Below are 16254 nucleotides of genomic sequence, written 5' to 3'. Positions count from 1 at the left end.
ACACGCAATGAAGTGGGGTATTTTTTCGGGTGCTCTCTGGGGCTTGGACACGTCGATCCTGGCTCTCGCACTAGTCTTTGTCCCGTTCCTCGATGCGTCAGAATCATCGCTTTCATCCGCGCTACTGCACGATGTGACGGCCGCCCTGGTCCTGCTTGTTTATATGGGCCTGAGAGGTCGTCTACGTGACTCTTTAGCTGCGGTGAAGACTCGATCGGGTCGAGCCGTCATGCTCGGCGCATTGCTGGGTGGTCCGTTCGGTATGACCGGGTACCTGATTGCGATCAATCACATCGGGCCGGGCTTTACGGCCATCATTTCCACCTTCTACCCGGCCGTGGGTACCGTTCTGGCGTTCGTATTCCTGAAAGAACGTATGAGCCCCAAGCAGATTATTGCTTTGCTCGTAGCTCTTGGAGCCATTGTGATGATCGGCTATTCGTCCACGCAGACGGTTACCGAGGGCAACCCTGTCCTTGGCGTCATTGCCGCTCTTGCCTGTGTTTTTGGTTGGGGCTCCGAAGCTGTCATTCTCGCGTGGGGAATGCGTGACGATGCCGTTGACAACGAGACTGCCCTCCATATTCGTGAAACAACATCGGCGCTCGTGTATGTCATTGTTGTTGCTCCGATCGCTGGGGTCGTCGGGTTTACCCTCCGTGCAATCCCGACGGTGGGAACTGGTGTGATCGCGATTGCTGCAATCGCCGGAACGGCTTCGTATCTCTTCTACTACAAGGCCATCGACACAGTCGGCGCCTCGCGAGGGATGGCACTGAACATCTCTTACTCTGCGTGGGCGGTGATCTTCGCATTCCTTTTGCAAGGGACCGTTCCCAGCGTCCTACAGATCGTGTGCTGTGTGGTTATCTTGGTGGGTACGGTTCTGGCTGCTACGCCGAACTGGAAGGAACTGCGTTCGCAGTTCACATAGGATCCTGGTCAAAAAGGTGTGGCCTCCCTGTCTGTAGGGAGGCCACACCTATGTGAACGCGAAGTCAGTTCTTTGCCATGATCTGGTTGATGATCGTTGGATCGCCCCAAACGCCGGGGGAGTCATAAGGACGATCGGGGAAGGCGCCGTACTCGAGTGTCAAAGAAAGATTGTTTTCCTTGATGTATGCCTCAACGCGGTCAGCCAATGAGATCGGTTGACCCGAGCACGCGTTAATGATGCCCGTGTACTCATCCTGCGTCACGATCGCGGCGATCTGTTGCGCTAGACCATCAACGGAAATGAAATCGTACAGATTCTTTCCCATGGTGAAGGGGAAAGATGTCTTGCCTTCTTCATCAGCCTGAAGAAGCTTGCTGAAAATGGAATTACCGAATTTGTCATCGCCGACGATGTAGTAGCCACGGATCCATTGCATCAATGAGCCAGTTTGAGAAGCGCGAATAGCGGTGAGATCACGCAGAGCATTCTTTGCTACTCCATAGAGGGACGCGGGGTGGCAGGGGGTGTCAGCATCAATAGCGCCTTCCCAATATCCGACCTCATGCATTGAGCCCATCACTGCAATCTGAGACAACCCACCTTCAAGCAGATTTGAGATGAAGTGGTAGTGGGAAGCCAAATCGTCCACATGCGCCTGAGAATTGTGCTTGAAACCGTCCCTCCAGGCCATGTGAAGCACAACATCGGGCTTGCCTAGCTGCTCGTAGATGTCAGCGTCGCCTGAAAAGATATTGACGTTCAGACGTTTGGCGCGTTCATCGATTCCGTCAAACTTCAAATCCACGACAGAAACATTGACGTCATGCTTCAGCAGAGCGTCGACGACATGGCGACCAATATAGCCACCGGCACCAGTAACGAGAACAGTCTTTCGCATAGGTGTGATGGTATCAGTTGGCTTTGCCATTACCTCGTATAAAACGAGCTAAATCAGACACCGTGAGCTGAAAAATATAGGTGAGGGTTCGCGCACTATCTTGGCGTTCCCTGTAGGTTCTGCCGAGATAATAATCGAGCAACTAAGATGGAGTTATCTGAAAGGTAGAAGCCAGACCCGTTGTCTACCTTCCCCCGAAGAATCTGAGAGATTGAGCTATGCATACCCTCGACATTATGTTGCCGTTTTGGGGCGAACCGTCGTACCTCTTTGAAACAGTAGAGGCCGTTCGTAACCAAAGCGTGGGCGGATGGAAGTTGACGGTTGTTGATGACTGCTACCCAGATCCGCAGGTGGGCGAGTACTTCTCGCACCTTGATGACGAGCGCGTGACTTATATTCGCAATGAAAACAATCTGGGCATCACCCAGAACTATGAGCACTGCGTTGAACTTGCCTCGGCGGAGCTCATTATGTTGCTTGGATGCGATGATGTTCCAGAACGCGACTTCGTCGAACGAATCTTGAAGCTTCACTCTGAATTTCCCTCTGCATCCATTATCCAGCCGGGAGTTCGAATCATTGATGAGAGCAGCTCTGCGGTCACTCCTGTTGTCGACCGGGTTAAGTCCCTACTGCGACCTGATGCGCAGCGGCCTCGTCTGTTGTCCGGTGAGGATCTTGCCGTATCGCTGTTGCGAGCCGATTGGTTGTACTGGCCTTCGCTCGTCTTCAAGCGTGAGGTTTTTGAAACAACGCAGTTCCGTCCGGGTTTCCCGATTATTCAGGATCTTGCGCTTGTCATGGATGTCATCGTGGCTGGAGGCTCTCTGCTCTTCGATCCCTATGTATGTTTTGCATACCGTCGTCACGCTGAATCTGCATCGTCGACTGCACTTTTTGATGGCCGTCGTTTCCAAGGAGAACGCGATTACTTTGCGATTGCCGAGAAGCTCGTATTGAAGAATGGCTGGAGGCGCGCTGCACGTGCTGCGCGTATTCATTCAACGTCGAGAGCACATGCTCTGACTTTGCTTCCCCAAGCCTTGAAGCAGAAGGATAACGCGGCTGTCTCGCAACTTCTGAAGCATGTGATTTCGTAGTGTGTCAGAGCACACTGAAAGAGGTTGGTGGGTGCTTCTGAAAAGCGCCCACCAACCTCTTTCAGTGAATGGCTATCACTTCGTTGGAAGGCAATGGCGGAAATGAGGGAAGTGAGTTCTCTGTAGCGAAAAGCCTTGTTTGCTGAGGCTTACTAACGAGCAGCTAAGGAGAGCTCTCCCCAGGGGGATTTTCCGCGAACCCAACGCATCGTTGCACGTTCAACACCCAACCAGCTCGCTGTCGCCAAGATGACAGTGATGAACGTGGCAACCATTAAAAGGAACCAGAACCCCATCGTGTGAACGCCGAACAGGATAAGAAGCTGAAGGACGGGGAAGTGGAAAATATACACGCCGTACGAGATGTCATGAACCTGAATGAGTTTCGGAGAGGGGAGAACAGCTCCCAGCCAGAGGATCACGTAGGCCATAAATGGTGATGCTGCTTGCTTACCGAAACCGTCCGAACCGTAGATACACACAAGCGCAAGGATGAGGGAAACAAAAGCGTACTCCCATCTCATTGGCAACTTATCGCCTAGCTGGAAGATAATCGCGCCCCCAAGGAAGTACGGGAGCATAAAGATGAGTAGCTGAAAATCGCCACTATTTCCAACGTAGGGAAGGAACCAACCGATTCTCGCGTGAATTGCTACCGACACGAGGAATAGCAGGATTGTTGGCCACACGTGGTTCTTTGTGAACGCCCATGACAGGAAGACACCGATGATGATGTAACACCAGAACTCGTAGTACAAACTCCAGAGGGAACCATTCCAAGCCGACGGATAAGGCACCGATGCAAGAGTGCCCGAGACATCGTAGTGATTAATTAAAAGGAAGATATTCGAGTAAATGTAGTGGAGTGGCGTAGTCGGAGTTGCGAAGAACCCGTCGAACGAGTGCTTTTCAACGTAATAGGCAATCGGTGCGAAGATGAAAGCAACCGCAACGAGGGACAGCAAGAATCCGGGATAGATGCGAGTAATGCGATTCATCAAATAGTGTGCGCCATTACTTCGAGTTCGTGCGCCCGTGATAAGAAAGCCGGAAATACCAAAGAAACCAACGACTGCCCAGCTACCCAGGTGTTGTCCCTGCCAGACAACACCATCTCCAACACCTGCCAGAATCTGGGCGTGAGAAAACACAACCAGAAACGCAAGGGCTAATCGCAGGAGGTTGAGGGCGTTATCGCGAGAGCCAAGATCTCGCGTATATGGTTGGGGCAGATGCATGGTCACTTAGTGTAATGGACGCATATCTGGCTCCCCTTGATCGACTCTTGTTTCTCGTGTGCAACCTACGACAGCGGTGAACAACGTGGATGTGCATGTGAATTCTTGTGGCGTAACGAGTCTGGGATCATTGTTGAAGCACGATGTGTTTCTCGGCTGAAATACTCTCCTGTGCGATAATCGGGTAACGATCAAGTTGGAATGATGCTCGAGTTTAAGGACAACGTATGGCAACGCCTGATGCATTTTCAGATCCGGAGCAACTTGCGAAGATTCAGGCAGTTCTCCTAAAGATTCTGAAGGATTTTGATCAAGCCTGTCGCGAGCTTGGGGTCGAGTACACGGTCTACGGTGGAACATCTATTGGGGCTGTGCGGCATCAGGGGTTCATCCCGTGGGACGATGATGTTGACGTGCTTATGACTCGTGCCGATTACGAGCGTTTCCTTGCCGAGGCGCCGAAGATTATGTCGAAAGACTATCGTTTCGACAATACGCGTACGGTGCCAGAATATCCCTTCATGTTTACCAAACTTGGGCTGGATGGAACTGTCTTCATTCCTGAGTTTGGCAAGGACTCGAAGTACCGGATGCGCCTAGCAATCGATCTACTCCCTCTCGATAATGTTCCGGGCGATGATCCTGCAGCGGTTAAAGCAATGAGTCGCAGAACATGGGTGTGGGGTCGTCTGCTCTACGTACAGGGAACCCCGACTCCCTACTTGATTGACACACACGGCTTCAAGCGTTTTGCGATCCACAGTGCAACCTCGCTTGCTCATTGGGCTATGCGTTTATTCCGTGTAACCCCACAAATGTTGCAGAACAAGTGGGATAAGGCTGCTCGTCGTTTCGAATCGGTTGATACAGGGATCTACGCTGACTTTTCGATGCGTGATCCGTGGAACTGGACAGTGACTCGCGAGGAGCTCTTCCCAGCTCTGGATGTTCCGTTTGAAGACATTACGGTCAAACTCCAGCGCGAGTACGACGCGGTTCTGACACGTTCGTACGGCGACTACATGCAGATGCCACCGGAAGAGAAGCGCCGTAACCATAAGCCGGTAGAAATCGATTTCGGTCCCTACGAAAGCCTCGCCTGAGAGAAGGACGAGTCCATGTCGGACGCCAGTGCCAGTAGTTCTCTCAAACGTGACTACTTTTGGAATACTGCATATTCTCTGATGCAGTCTGCTGCGACGGTAGTCATGTTGATCGTTGTCACTCGTGTTCTCGGTATTGAGATTGCCGGCTTATATTCGTTAGCAATTGCGGTCGGTCAACAATTCCAGACGCTGGGAATGTTTGAAGTACGCACGTACCATGTGACAGATGCGTCGGGGAAGTTTACTTTCGGCACCTATCATGCAACTAGAATCTTGACCGTCGGTGCAATGATTATTGGCATTGCAGGATACGCGGTTGTGAGTGGCGATGGGCTCTCCGCTGTGATGCTCATGATCCTGGTTGCCTCGATCCGCGTCTTTGATGCGTTCGAAGATGTTTACTACTGCGAGCTTCAACGTAGTGGCCATCTGGATATTGCTGGTGCAGCAGGGTTCTGGCGTACTTTTGTCACTACAGCTGTATTTAGCGCCGGGCTTGTCATTACGCAGAACCTTTGGATAACAGTAATTGCAACTTTGGTTGCGTCGCTCGTAGCGATGATCGTTCTATTTGTTCCTCAGAGCGTGCGACTTTTTGCTTTCAAACCGCTATGGACAAAACGCGAGATTTCTGCTCTCCTCATTGATTGTCTACCGCTTGCTCTTGCATCGTTTATTTCCATGTATCTTGCGAATGCTCCACGTTTCGGTATTGACCGTTACTTGGGCCTGACAGAACAGGGTATTTTCGCAATTCTTTACATGCCTGCGGTAGCAATCAATTTGCTGGCATTGGTTGTCTTTAGACCACTTCTGACACAGATGGCTCATCATTGGGTTCGCCACAACTGGTCAGGATTTGTTGGGATCGTGCGTCGCGGGCTTACCGCTACAGCGGGCGCATTTGTCGCGGTTGCGATTGTGACCTACTTTATTGGTGTTCCGATTCTCAATCTTGTTTTCGGTAAAGATATTGCTCCATATCGAACGGAGCTGATCGTTCTTGTCTTTGGTGGAGCCATGAACTCTGCCAGTGTGATTCTCTATTACGCGATTACGACGATGCGCCAGCAGAAGCTGGTCTTTGTAGGGTACGCCGTGTCAGCGTTGACGATTGCAGCTCTTGTTCCCATTCTGATCCCGCGTTATCAGATTATGGGTGCTTCGATTGCCTATGGGATAGCGATGACCGTGCTCTCCATGATCTTCGGACTCGTACTGGTGGCGAACAGGGATAAGAAAGCCGTCGAACAGTAGTCGTATGTGAGAGCCGAAACAACTTCAATCCCAACGCGGGGTACACTCTGTTCACTTTTTAGCTGAAAGACCGCTTCATCAGGGCAACGATGTGGAACCCGTAGTTTTTGGCGGTCGCCCACCCGCGGTGTTGGGGATTTTCTTGAATGCCGAGGTATTCAACGATGGGCGCGCTTCCCCTTAAAACGTAGGCGAACCGTTGATCTACCAAGGGGTAGGCAAGACTAGATTCAGTTGCATGTGGGTCAGCGTATGCGCGTAGGTGCTGGACTTGTGCCCGCAGACCGGTGCGCATGTCGGGGAAGCCGTTGCCTTGTGCTCCGTTACCTGTTGCGGCAAGTCCTGCGAAGTTGAACTGTTGGATCTTGACGTCGCCACCGAATGAGAGCCACGCGGTTTCTAGCATGGACTGGGCAAAGACAACTTCCGGGTTGATGCCTTCGGCTATTGCCTCGTCATAGAGGATCGAGAAGAAGTCTAAAGCGGTGGGAGCGCCCCCAATGCTGAGTGCACCCGAGGGATAGGAGTGACCCGATTGGGCGTATGCGTTCAGCATTGCTTGGATTGTTGTGGCACGGTTTGTGTGGGGGGCTCCCATGATCGGCGTAGGAGTAAACCACGTTCCGTCGGAGGCAAAGTAGTAGGTGGCCGAATCAATGTCCTGCTGGCCTGTGACCATTGCTCCTGAAGGGGCTAGGTAGTACCAGGTGCCGTTGTTTTCCAGCCAACCGGTTTTCATGGCGCCTGATGCTTCAAAGTAATACCAGGTTCCGTTCACTGATCGCCAACCGGTTGCCATTGCTCCGGAGGTGGTGAGGTAGTACCACGTGCCACCGTTGTCGACCCAGCCGGTTTTCATTTCGCCGCTCTGGGTGAAGTGGTACCAGGTGTTGTTGACGAGGGTCCAGCCGGTGGCCATTGCTCCGGAAGAGTCGAGGTAGTACCACGTGTTTCCATTGTGGACCCAGCCGGTTTTCATTTCGCCGCTCTGGGTGAAGTGGTACCAGGTGTTGTTGACGAGGGTCCAGCCGGTGGCCATTGCTCCGGAAGAGTCGAGGTAGTACCACGTGTTTCCATTGTGGAGCCACCCAGTTTGCATGGCGCCACTGGTGGCAAAGTAATACCATTTGCCACCGATGGACTGCCAGCCAGTAGTCATCGCGTTCGAGGAACTGAAGTAGTACCACGAAGAATTGATCTGCTTCCATCCAAGGACGGCTCGACCTTCTGAGTCAGCCCAATACCAAGAACCGCGATCTTGGAACCAGCCCTGCAGAATGTGTCCCGAACGGGTGAACACCCAACTATTGTCCTGGAGTGACCATCCGTCCTGGGAGGCTGGAGTTGGTGCAGCGCTGGAAGAAAGTGCCATTGAAGGTAGCAGTGTCAGCGCGAAGCACAGTGACGCAACAGAGCGAATGCGATGAGATCCCATAAGGCGAGTCTAATGATCTGAGTACCCTTTTGGAATCTCAGCTGTGGTTTCGAGCTAGATTCCCGGTGAGGGAAAGCAGATTCTAACGTACAACAGAGCTGTCTTCGGTTGTGTGTTCACTCGCTGGCACCGGAGAAATAGAAGAAGTCTTCTTTAGGCCACCCCATGGTGATTTTCCACGTGCCCACCGCATCGCAGCACGTTCGACTCCAAACCAGCTGAGAGTCGCCAGTGTCATCGTGATAAGTGCAGCGACAATCAAGAATGGAATGAATCCGAGTTTGTCTAGGTGAAGAGTGATCAGGAACTGAATGATGGGGAAGTGGAATACGTAGATCCCGTACGAAATATCATGTGTTTTCACCCAACGTGGTGATGGCACGATCGTACCTAGGTAGAGAACGAAGTATGCCATGAGTGGAGAGGCGAGTTGCTTACCGAAGTCTGGCAGGGCATAGATGATGCCAACTGAAGCGATAGCAGCGATCAGTGCATAGCGACCACGCATTGGAAGAGTGTCTTTCAGCTGGAAAATCAGCGCACCGCCCAAGAAATAGGGAAGCATGAAAATGAGTAGTCCCAAATCGTAGTTGCTATCGATGTAGGGATTGAGGCGTCCAATACCAGCGTGGGCCAACACTGAAACTGCGAATAGAACGGCAGTTGGCCAGACATGCTTGCGCATAAATGCCCAGGACATGAATACGCCGATGATGATGTAGCACCAGAATTCATATGAGAGCGTCCACAGCGACCCATTCCACGCCGTAAGCGGATGATCTGACAGGGTTGTACCGATGTGGTAGTAGCTGACTTTCAGCAGGATATTGCTATAAACGTAGTCAAGTGGGGTAGGGGAAGAACCAAAATATCCGTCAATAGTGCCCTTTTCAATCACGTGGGCAATAGGAGCGAGCACGAAAGCGACGAATGCTAGTGCTACAAGGAATGCAGGATAGATGCGGGCGACGCGGTTAATCAGATATTTTCCCGCATCGCTTCGGACTCGGGCTCCGGTAATGAGGTAACCCGAAATTCCAAAGAATCCAACAACTGCCCAGCTTCCGAGGTGTTGTCCTAGAACAACGACGCCATCACCTGTAGCGGTGAGAATCTGCGCGTGGGAGAAGACGACGAGTAGAGCGAAGAGCAAACGTAGAAAATTCAGCGAGTTATCTCGAGAACTGAGATCTTTTTGGACGAAGGTCTTTCGTAGCTTATCGAGCATGGATTCCTAAAGAGCTAAAGACAAGACTGAATCAGTTGTCGAGGGTGATGAGTTTGACGCGATCCGATAGGCCACAGTAGTCAATCTGCTCACGCGTAGTTTCGTAGCCCTCAGTGGACGTAATAACAGTCGCTTCTTTATCCCAAGCGCGTAGGAGTGGGCATAGCATTCCGTAGTAGTCGCCTTGCCATTCGCGGTATGCGTGAATACGCACATCATAACTGGTAGGCGCTGAGAATTGAATAAGGTAGCGATTTCGATCGCCATCGTATGCGCGGTTGGACGCGTGACGAATAAATACGACAGGAGCGCCCTGGTTTTCGTCAAAAACTTCAACCAACTGGTCGTACAGTTTCTTTTCCTCAGCGGTCGGCATTGTGTGGTCTTTATTTGTGGGCATTGTTGCGTAGCGAGGAAGGGTGGGGAAGAGAGTCCCACCCCGACCGAAATGTTCAAATGGGAGAAGAGAGCCTACACCCATGATGACTACCGACAGAACGAAGAAGGCGACTTGAACAAAACGCCCTCGCCACCATGCGTAGGAGCGTCGGTCAGATGCTGACCGATGGGTAAACGCTTGGCGGAGCGCTTCAATCGTCATGATGGTTGCAAATGTGATCGTTGAGATCCACATCATCTTCAGGGGATAGTAGCCCCAGCGAGAGTCGCCAGATTCTCGCATTAAGAGGAGGAAGAAAGTCGCGAGCCAACCGCCAACTGCAAAGGCACCAAGTCCCATTGTCTCGGGCGAGCGATGCCGGGGAAAGGCGGCAACGAAAACGAAGAGCAGGAGAAGCAGAAGAATGCTGGCAATTGTAAGGTGGTCGCTTATCTCACCAGCAAAATAGCCGGGACCAGCAGAGAGGTAATCACCGTCGATGCGGAGTGCTGGCAGTGACCAAGCGAAGAAGAATACTGCAACGCAGAGCCAAGTCAGTGCGATCCAAATCAACTCTCGTGACGTTGGGTGATGAACGGGAAGATTATGAAGGCAACGTACAAGTGCCATTAATAGCAGCAGGCCAGGCATCAGGGAAGCTGGAGACCACGTAGCAAGTGTGGCGACCAGTAGCACAGGAAGCCAAATGAGTGCTTGGGCAGGACGGAGGGTCCGATAGGTAATCCACGAAAGGATCAAGATCAAATAGATAACTGGGATGTTGAGGTAGCCATCAAATTCAACCGCGCCAAAAATATTACGAGTAAAGGGGACCCATCCGATAACAAACACGGCAGCTGTACGTAGGGGCCATGGAGCGTTTGGCAACAACGCCCACGTCAACCAGCCGGTAAACATACTGGCGAGACAACATACAACGAGACCCGCAACGATATTGCCATACAGCATCGTCAGAAGCGGGCTGAAGGAAGTACCTGGCCCATAGAAAATTGAGGTGATAACCGAAGTAAGGAAGACAGGTTTGACCTCATCGCCGGAGCCTAGTCCGCCGTTCTGGTGGATTGTCAGCGCTTCGATGGTATTCATCACCATATCGTTACGCGTGAACTGAACCGGAACGCCACCGTCATAGTACGAGAGCAAATAGACGACTGAAGCGATACCGACAAGAGAGGGAAGAAGAATTGCGAGTGCAGTGAAGAAAGACCGACGAGTCAGTGTCTGGTAGTTCCGATAGATGACGACGCCAAGAAGGGCAAGCGCAACGATGACGGCTGTCCAGAATACCAAGGCGATGCCGGTCTTGACGACCATTCCGAACAGAGCAACTGTGATCAGAGAAAACAGAAAAAGCGCCGTGGCGCGCACGGAGTCTCTTAGGAACTGCACATTCATGTTGTGAGCCTACCTGACTGATCTCAAGTTCTTCTTACCGAAAAGATTGGTGCTCGTCACGTTGCCAGTGAGGTCTTAGCTCTCCGAGATAACACGTTGAATGGCTTTAGTGATCTGATTGCTTTCCAACTTGCTGGGATTTAATGATCTCGAGCTCGTAGTTGAGGATTGCGATTTCTTCAGTGAGCTTTCGTCGCTCTTCGCTGGCATGAGAAAGATCAACGCTCATTCGAAGTGTAAGAAGCATGAAAACAACTGCTCCAGTCACTAGAGCAAGGTTGAGAGGAACCTGCACACCCAAGAGATGAGCAACAAAGCTCAGGGCCTTCGGGAACAAGGAAACGATCAATACCCCGATTGCAATGACGAACCACCACGTCGCGTAGCGTTCCTTCATTCCAGCATTGCGCATCTTGATGAAGATTGCGTAAAAGATGACGAGCGCGAAAAGGATGCCGAGCCAGTATGTTGATGTCATTTCTGATCTCCAGTTTCTCTCACTCGTCAGCCAACAGAGGGGCGTGTCAAGGCAACGGACAGTGCAATGAATGCACGAATCAGGAATCGAGCAGCTTTAAGAGGATTATGTGAGGGTTCTCCTCCAGCACGGGGACGCATTTCTACGGGGACCTGCCGAATCGATAAACCGTGACGTTTTGCGATGACAAGTGCTTCGATTGTGTCACCCAGGTACTCAGCCGGATAGTTCCGTGCAAACAAAGCGATAGCTTTTCGGTTGCTTAGTTTGAAGCCCGACGTTGTGTCAGTCAATTTTGTTTCGCATACTCTCGAAAGGATTGTGGAGAGAACTTTCATTGCCCAATGACGGGGGCCTCGAACGGTGTAGTCGCCTTTTCCTGCGAAGCGTGCGCCGATCACAACATCGGCATCCGTTTTCTTCGCGGATGCCAAGAGATTCGAGATCTCCTTGGGGTCGTGTTGCCCGTCTGCATCGAGCTGAACAGCATAGTCGTAGTTGTTGCGTTGAGCATAGGAATAACCTGTCCTCATCGCTCCTCCGACACCGAGGTTGATTGGCAGATCAAGAACTATCGCGCCGTGTTCTTTGGCAATTGCTGCTGTGCGATCGCCGGAGCCGTCAGAGACAACAGCTATATCAGCCATCGAGCCGACTTCGCTACGAAGTTCTTCAAGCACAGGTCCGATGACTGCTTCTTCGTTCCATGCCGGAACGATGACCAAGATTCGTGATTTTGCTTCAGCCATTATCTGTTACTTTCTGCTCGTCGGTGTTAAGTGCATAGTGAATGTACTGACCTAGACAATACTGTTTGCAATCAGAGCAAACGCGAGTGCAAACACGGCGAATACTGCCACTAGAACCGAAGAAGTCTTGGACTTTACTGTCACGGGTAGACCTATCGCAAGAGCCGGTAGAAGAGCGGCACCATATCGCGGAGCAAGGTCAAACCCAACACCCATTGTGAGGTTCAGGTAGATGTAGAACGCGGGGGCTACGAAGATTGAGGCCAACAATAGGGCAAGCGCGAATGATTGGTTAAGTACTTCAGTGTTAACAGCGAAGAGAGCTGCTCCAACGAGACCTGAAACCAGAAGCAAGGAAGATAACGTTGTGAAAGCATAAGGGAGCCCGACTGCGCCGATTAAGCCGCCATTGAGTGATACAGGGCCCATGTAAAGGTAGGTAAGGAAATTATCCAGTTGCTCGACCGCAAAAGTCGGTGAGAAGGGAACATGCGCATCGATTGAATAATTTTCGGCGATGTGGATTGCAGTGACGTTCCTGTAATGCTGGTAGGCAAACTGAGCGACAAGGCCCAAAAGTAGCGCCAAGAATGTAAGAAGAATTGGTCGCTTGAGTGAAGAGCGTTCCTCTTTAACGCGTATGAAATAGATGAGGATAAACAGCAGTGCTGCACCCGTTGCAAAGAGCATCTGGAACTTAATCAGACCAAAAAAAATCGAGGCAACGATGAGGGGAATCGAAGTCCATTCTTTGCGGACCATTTTCAGCGTAGATAAGAAGATGAATGAACCTGCGAGCAAACTGAACGAGTCAGGGGTGATATAGAAGTTCGCCCACCTGATCGCGGGACTTGCAAGCATAAGAGCGGTCACTGATGCCGTGATAAGGCGTGAACCGCCGAGGTATCGCGCAAGGCGCCATGTCGCAGTTAATCCCAGCCCGAGCCATAGAGTACCGGTGAACTTGGCTAACAAATACATCTGTTTGCCGGGAGCGAGGAAGAGAAGAATCTTCGTCAAGAAAGCAGTGATAAAGAAATAGAGAGGTGAGTGAACTGAAGCGGTTGAATAGCCTTTAAAGGGATAATCTTCAGAGGGCGCATTGGTGTCACCACAGGCAGGACCTTGCCGGCCGTAAATCTCGATGCCTACGCATGTAATGAGCGAACGCGCGTATTCGTCCGTTTCAGAGTATTGACGAGTAACTTCGCCGTGCATTGCTTTATCAACAGCGTCGATATATACGTACTCGTCTTGCGGGGAGATCGCACTATGCTCCGAAATATAGCGATAACCGACGAGCGCTGAGAGCGCCGTAAAGATAAGAGCCAAAAGAATAGTTCGTACCCACAGTGGCGCCTCAGAAGCATCCCGATACAGTTTCATGTTCATGATGGTGCGAGTGCCTTCACTTGGTTTGGTATCCAGGGCGGTCATAACGCGTAAGTTGCGGTCAGCTGAGAGTCTCTGTAAGAACCTGCATCGAGTTTCGTGGTGTGAAGCCTGTCTGTTCAAGCTTCATCAAATCAAGCGTCGAGTTGAGAGGACGGGGAGCAATCTGTTCTTTTCCTGCGTAATACTCAACGGTTGTTACGGGGATAACGTCGTCTGGCGAACGACCGACTAACTCGAAAACTCGTTTCGCGATGTCACACCACGAGACAACGGGACCTCCACCAGAAAGGTTGTATGTTCCGTATTCGGCGTTAGTTGAAAGAAGGTGAATGATGCCACCTGCTAGGTCGGTAGTAAAGGTAAGACGCCCTTTTTGGTCGTTGACAACGGTGGGATTAACACCTTCATCAGCAAGACCCTTCATCGTCTTAATGAAGTTCTTTCCATCGCCAACAACCCAGCTGGTCCGAACCAAGTAGTGCTGGGGAGTGGTGACAATTGCTGCATCGCCACCAGCTTTCGACTGACCATACACGCCTAGAGGGCTTGGATTCTCGGTCTCCGTGTGAAATTCCACTGAACCATCGAAGATGTATTCGGAAGAAATATGCACCACCGTCAAGTGGTGTTTGCTTGCGATTCGAGAGAGATTCGCAGGTCCATGGGCATTGGCTCGCCAAGCAAGCGGGCGTCCTTCAGGTGTTTCTGCTCCGTCGACGTTTGTCCACGCTGCTGCATTGATAATGATGTCGTATTGCGACCAGTCGAGCGCGTCCATGGCGGCATCGTCAGCAATATCAAATTCTGGAAGATCGACACCCGTCACGTTGTACCCAGCTTCGGGGAGTTGCTTGAGGAGTTCGCGTCCAAGCTGACCATTTGCTCCGGTTACCAAAACACGTCGCGTATCTGGGGAAGGGAAAGGAATAACATCTGCGAGTTTGGGATGAGCTTTGTCCTTATCGGACAGAATCGCGTCCTCCAACGGAATTGGCCAATCAATTGCGACAGTTTCATCGTTGAGGTTCAAGAAGGTGTATTTTGCGTCGGCAGACCAGTGGTCATTCACCAGATAGGTGTATGCGGTATTTGGTTCCAAAGTCTGGTATGAATTGCCCACGCCTCTAGGAACGAAGACTGCAACCGAGGGGTCAATTTCAGTCGTGTAAACCGTTCCGAACGAAGGGCCTTCGCGCAGATCTACCCACGCGCCGAAGACTCGGCCGGTTGCGACCGAAACAAACTTGTCCCACGGCTCAGCGTGAATACCGCGTGTTACGCCAACTTCATCGTTGAAAGAAATGTTGTTCTGCACGGGGCCAAAGTCAGGTAACCCAAGAGCAAGCATCTTCTCTCGTTGCCAGTTTTCTTTAAACCAGCCACGGTTGTCTCCATGCACGGTGAGATCAATGCGTAGGAAGCCAGGAATAGGGGTTTCTTCAATGCCAAGAGCTTTTCGGGTCGCTGTCGTCATCGTGAATCGTGCTCCTACATCCATGGCTGGCGCTGAGTGGAAACTAGTACTGGAACGAGTTTAGGTGATAGGGGGCCGTTTATCGGTGAAGCAGACGGTGATATTCCTCAGTTGCACTCTGGTACATGTGTGAGTGTGATGCGCAACATTAGAAAAAGTCTTGGCATAATGAGCGTCAAGGTGCACAAGTAAGTCGATCAGTGCGCGCACTCAACCTGCGGAGGAACGATGAAGGGCATTATCCTTGCCGGCGGATCAGGAACCCGATTGAATCCAATTACATTGGGAACGTCAAAACAGCTTGTCCCGGTGTATGACAAACCGATGATCTACTATCCGTTGTCAACGCTGATGCTTGCAGGTATCCAAGACGTCCTTGTCATTACGACACCTCATGATGCCGAAGCTTTCCACCGCCTGCTGGGCGATGGCTCACAGCTTGGTGTCAGTATCTCGTATGCTGTTCAAGAAGTGCCGAACGGACTTGCCCAGGCATTTGTCCTTGGTGCTGATCATGTTGGAACTGACCCCGCGGCTCTCGTTCTTGGTGACAACATCTTCTACGGTCCCGGTATGGGCACGAAGCTTCGCCGTCATGTGGATCCTGATGGTGGTGCAGTGTTCGCCTACCATGTGGCAGATCCAACCGCGTACGGTGTCGTTGAATTCGATGATAACTACACCGCAATTTCTATTGAAGAAAAGCCTGCTCATCCGAAGTCGAACTATGCGGTTCCCGGTCTGTACTTCTACGACAATAACGTCGTAGAGATCGCGAAGAATCTCAAGCCTTCCGTACGCGGTGAATACGAAATCACGGATGTGAACAAGGTTTACCTTGAAGCAGGAAAGCTTCAAGTTGAGGTTCTCCCTCGAGGTACTGCTTGGCTCGATACTGGAACATTTGATTCCCTTGCTGATGCAACGAACTTCGTTCGTACAGTGGAAGCACGCCAGGGGATGAAGGTTGGAGCTCCTGAAGAAGTGGCTTGGCGTATGGGCTTCATTGATGATGAAGGACTGCGTCAGCGCGCTGAACCGCTGGTGAAGTCCGGTTACGGGCAGTACCTGCTGGACCTGTTGAAGTGATCTGATCTGTCAGTTTCCCGTCAACGTCGTGTGATGGGGAACTGGCAGACCTGTGTATGTACTGCCCTGTAT

The 16254-nt window shown here is 51.4% G+C and carries 14 protein-coding genes; 5 read left to right on the top strand and 9 right to left on the bottom strand.

The features are described from left to right. Window positions 1-7 precede the first annotated feature (7 nt). Window positions 8-934 carry a DMT family transporter gene (locus tag G5S47_RS05800; RefSeq protein ID WP_006681360.1) on the top strand — a complete coding sequence of 309 codons (927 nt, stop codon included), beginning with the start codon at window positions 8-10 and terminating at the stop codon, window positions 932-934. Between the two features lie 64 nt (window positions 935-998). On the opposite strand, the gene G5S47_RS05795 is transcribed toward G5S47_RS05800, so the two are convergent. Further along, window positions 999-1835, bottom strand: coding sequence for an NAD-dependent epimerase/dehydratase family protein (locus G5S47_RS05795; RefSeq protein WP_179369806.1), 837 nt, complete (start codon window positions 1833-1835; stop codon window positions 999-1001). A gap of 218 nt (window positions 1836-2053) precedes the next feature. Here G5S47_RS05795 and G5S47_RS05790 point away from each other — a divergent pair, with 218 nt between their 5' ends. Next, window positions 2054-2938, top strand: a complete 885-nt coding sequence (locus G5S47_RS05790; RefSeq protein WP_006681358.1) for a glycosyltransferase family 2 protein — start codon at window positions 2054-2056, stop codon at window positions 2936-2938. A gap of 152 nt (window positions 2939-3090) precedes the next feature. On the opposite strand, the gene G5S47_RS05785 is transcribed toward G5S47_RS05790, so the two are convergent. Next, window positions 3091-4176: an acyltransferase family protein gene (locus tag G5S47_RS05785; protein ID WP_103631996.1), complete on the bottom strand. Its 1086-nt coding sequence runs from the start codon at window positions 4174-4176 to the stop codon at window positions 3091-3093. A 227-nt stretch (window positions 4177-4403) separates the two neighbouring features. On the opposite strand from G5S47_RS05785, the gene G5S47_RS05780 reads away from it, so the two are divergent. Together G5S47_RS05780 and G5S47_RS05775 are read left to right on the top strand one after the other, a co-directional pair. Then, window positions 4404-5279 carry a LicD family protein gene (locus G5S47_RS05780; RefSeq protein WP_006681356.1) on the top strand — a complete coding sequence of 292 codons (876 nt, stop codon included), beginning with the start codon at window positions 4404-4406 and terminating at the stop codon, window positions 5277-5279. An 81-nt stretch (window positions 5280-5360) separates the two neighbouring features. Continuing rightward, complete coding sequence (locus G5S47_RS05775; protein WP_257878417.1) at window positions 5361-6539, top strand: lipopolysaccharide biosynthesis protein; 1179 nt, start codon at window positions 5361-5363, stop codon at window positions 6537-6539. A 58-nt stretch (window positions 6540-6597) separates the two neighbouring features. Here the strand turns inward: G5S47_RS05775 and G5S47_RS05770 are convergent, their stop codons facing one another. From G5S47_RS05770 to G5S47_RS05740, 7 genes are all read right to left on the bottom strand, one after another. Next, entirely contained in the window at window positions 6598-7839 is a 1242-nt protein-coding gene (locus G5S47_RS05770; protein ID WP_219585326.1) for a glucosaminidase domain-containing protein, read from the bottom strand. Window positions 7840-8056: 217 nt separating this feature from the next. Then, on the bottom strand, window positions 8057-9202 hold the full coding sequence (locus tag G5S47_RS05765; RefSeq protein ID WP_006681352.1) for an acyltransferase family protein: 1146 nt from the start codon (window positions 9200-9202) through the stop codon (window positions 8057-8059). A 31-nt stretch (window positions 9203-9233) separates the two neighbouring features. Further along, window positions 9234-10997 carry a hypothetical protein gene (locus G5S47_RS05760; RefSeq protein WP_219585325.1) on the bottom strand — a complete coding sequence of 588 codons (1764 nt, stop codon included), beginning with the start codon at window positions 10995-10997 and terminating at the stop codon, window positions 9234-9236. 106 nt (window positions 10998-11103) lie between these two features. Next, window positions 11104-11475 (bottom strand): DUF2304 domain-containing protein, encoded by a 372-nt coding sequence (locus G5S47_RS05755; protein WP_219585323.1) that lies wholly within the window; start codon window positions 11473-11475, stop codon window positions 11104-11106. Between the two features lie 26 nt (window positions 11476-11501). Then, window positions 11502-12224, bottom strand: a complete 723-nt coding sequence (locus tag G5S47_RS05750; RefSeq protein WP_006681349.1) for a glycosyltransferase family 2 protein — start codon at window positions 12222-12224, stop codon at window positions 11502-11504. Between the two features lie 51 nt (window positions 12225-12275). Then, entirely contained in the window at window positions 12276-13661 is a 1386-nt protein-coding gene (locus G5S47_RS05745) for a hypothetical protein (RefSeq protein ID WP_219585321.1), read from the bottom strand. Window positions 13662-13677: 16 nt separating this feature from the next. After that, window positions 13678-15093: a sugar nucleotide-binding protein gene (locus G5S47_RS05740; protein WP_219585320.1), complete on the bottom strand. Its 1416-nt coding sequence runs from the start codon at window positions 15091-15093 to the stop codon at window positions 13678-13680. Window positions 15094-15321: 228 nt separating this feature from the next. On the opposite strand from G5S47_RS05740, the gene rfbA reads away from it, so the two are divergent. Next, window positions 15322-16182 carry a glucose-1-phosphate thymidylyltransferase RfbA gene (rfbA, locus tag G5S47_RS05735; protein WP_219585319.1) on the top strand — a complete coding sequence of 287 codons (861 nt, stop codon included), beginning with the start codon at window positions 15322-15324 and terminating at the stop codon, window positions 16180-16182. Window positions 16183-16254 lie beyond the last annotated feature (72 nt).

Source organism: Schaalia turicensis, from assembly GCF_019380255.1.
Classification (GTDB): Bacteria; Actinomycetota; Actinomycetes; order Actinomycetales; family Actinomycetaceae; genus Pauljensenia; species Pauljensenia turicensis_A.
Note: the sequence above shows the minus strand (reverse complement) of the source record. Positions and strands in the feature narration are given on the sequence as shown.

What these genes read in the sequence shown, in the direction of transcription:
- G5S47_RS05740 (WP_219585320.1), bottom strand. Translation starts at nt 15,093, where the DNA reads ATGACGACAGCGACCCGAAAAGCTCTTGGCATTGAAGAAACCCCTATT.
- G5S47_RS05750 (WP_006681349.1), bottom strand. Translation starts at nt 12,224, where the DNA reads ATGGCTGAAGCAAAATCACGAATCTTGGTCATCGTTCCGGCATGGAAC.
- G5S47_RS05765 (WP_006681352.1), bottom strand. Translation starts at nt 9,202, where the DNA reads ATGCTCGATAAGCTACGAAAGACCTTCGTCCAAAAAGATCTCAGTTCT.
- G5S47_RS05795 (WP_179369806.1), bottom strand. Translation starts at nt 1,835, where the DNA reads ATGCGAAAGACTGTTCTCGTTACTGGTGCCGGTGGCTATATTGGTCGC.
- G5S47_RS05800 (WP_006681360.1), top strand. Translation starts at nt 8, where the DNA reads ATGAAGTGGGGTATTTTTTCGGGTGCTCTCTGGGGCTTGGACACGTCG.
- G5S47_RS05790 (WP_006681358.1), top strand. Translation starts at nt 2,054, where the DNA reads ATGCATACCCTCGACATTATGTTGCCGTTTTGGGGCGAACCGTCGTAC.
- G5S47_RS05785 (WP_103631996.1), bottom strand. Translation starts at nt 4,176, where the DNA reads ATGCATCTGCCCCAACCATATACGCGAGATCTTGGCTCTCGCGATAAC.
- rfbA (WP_219585319.1), top strand. Translation starts at nt 15,322, where the DNA reads ATGAAGGGCATTATCCTTGCCGGCGGATCAGGAACCCGATTGAATCCA.
- G5S47_RS05755 (WP_219585323.1), bottom strand. Translation starts at nt 11,475, where the DNA reads ATGACATCAACATACTGGCTCGGCATCCTTTTCGCGCTCGTCATCTTT.
- G5S47_RS05780 (WP_006681356.1), top strand. Translation starts at nt 4,404, where the DNA reads ATGGCAACGCCTGATGCATTTTCAGATCCGGAGCAACTTGCGAAGATT.
- G5S47_RS05745 (WP_219585321.1), bottom strand. Translation starts at nt 13,661, where the DNA reads ATGACCGCCCTGGATACCAAACCAAGTGAAGGCACTCGCACCATCATG.
- G5S47_RS05760 (WP_219585325.1), bottom strand. Translation starts at nt 10,997, where the DNA reads ATGAATGTGCAGTTCCTAAGAGACTCCGTGCGCGCCACGGCGCTTTTT.
- G5S47_RS05775 (WP_257878417.1), top strand. Translation starts at nt 5,361, where the DNA reads ATGCAGTCTGCTGCGACGGTAGTCATGTTGATCGTTGTCACTCGTGTT.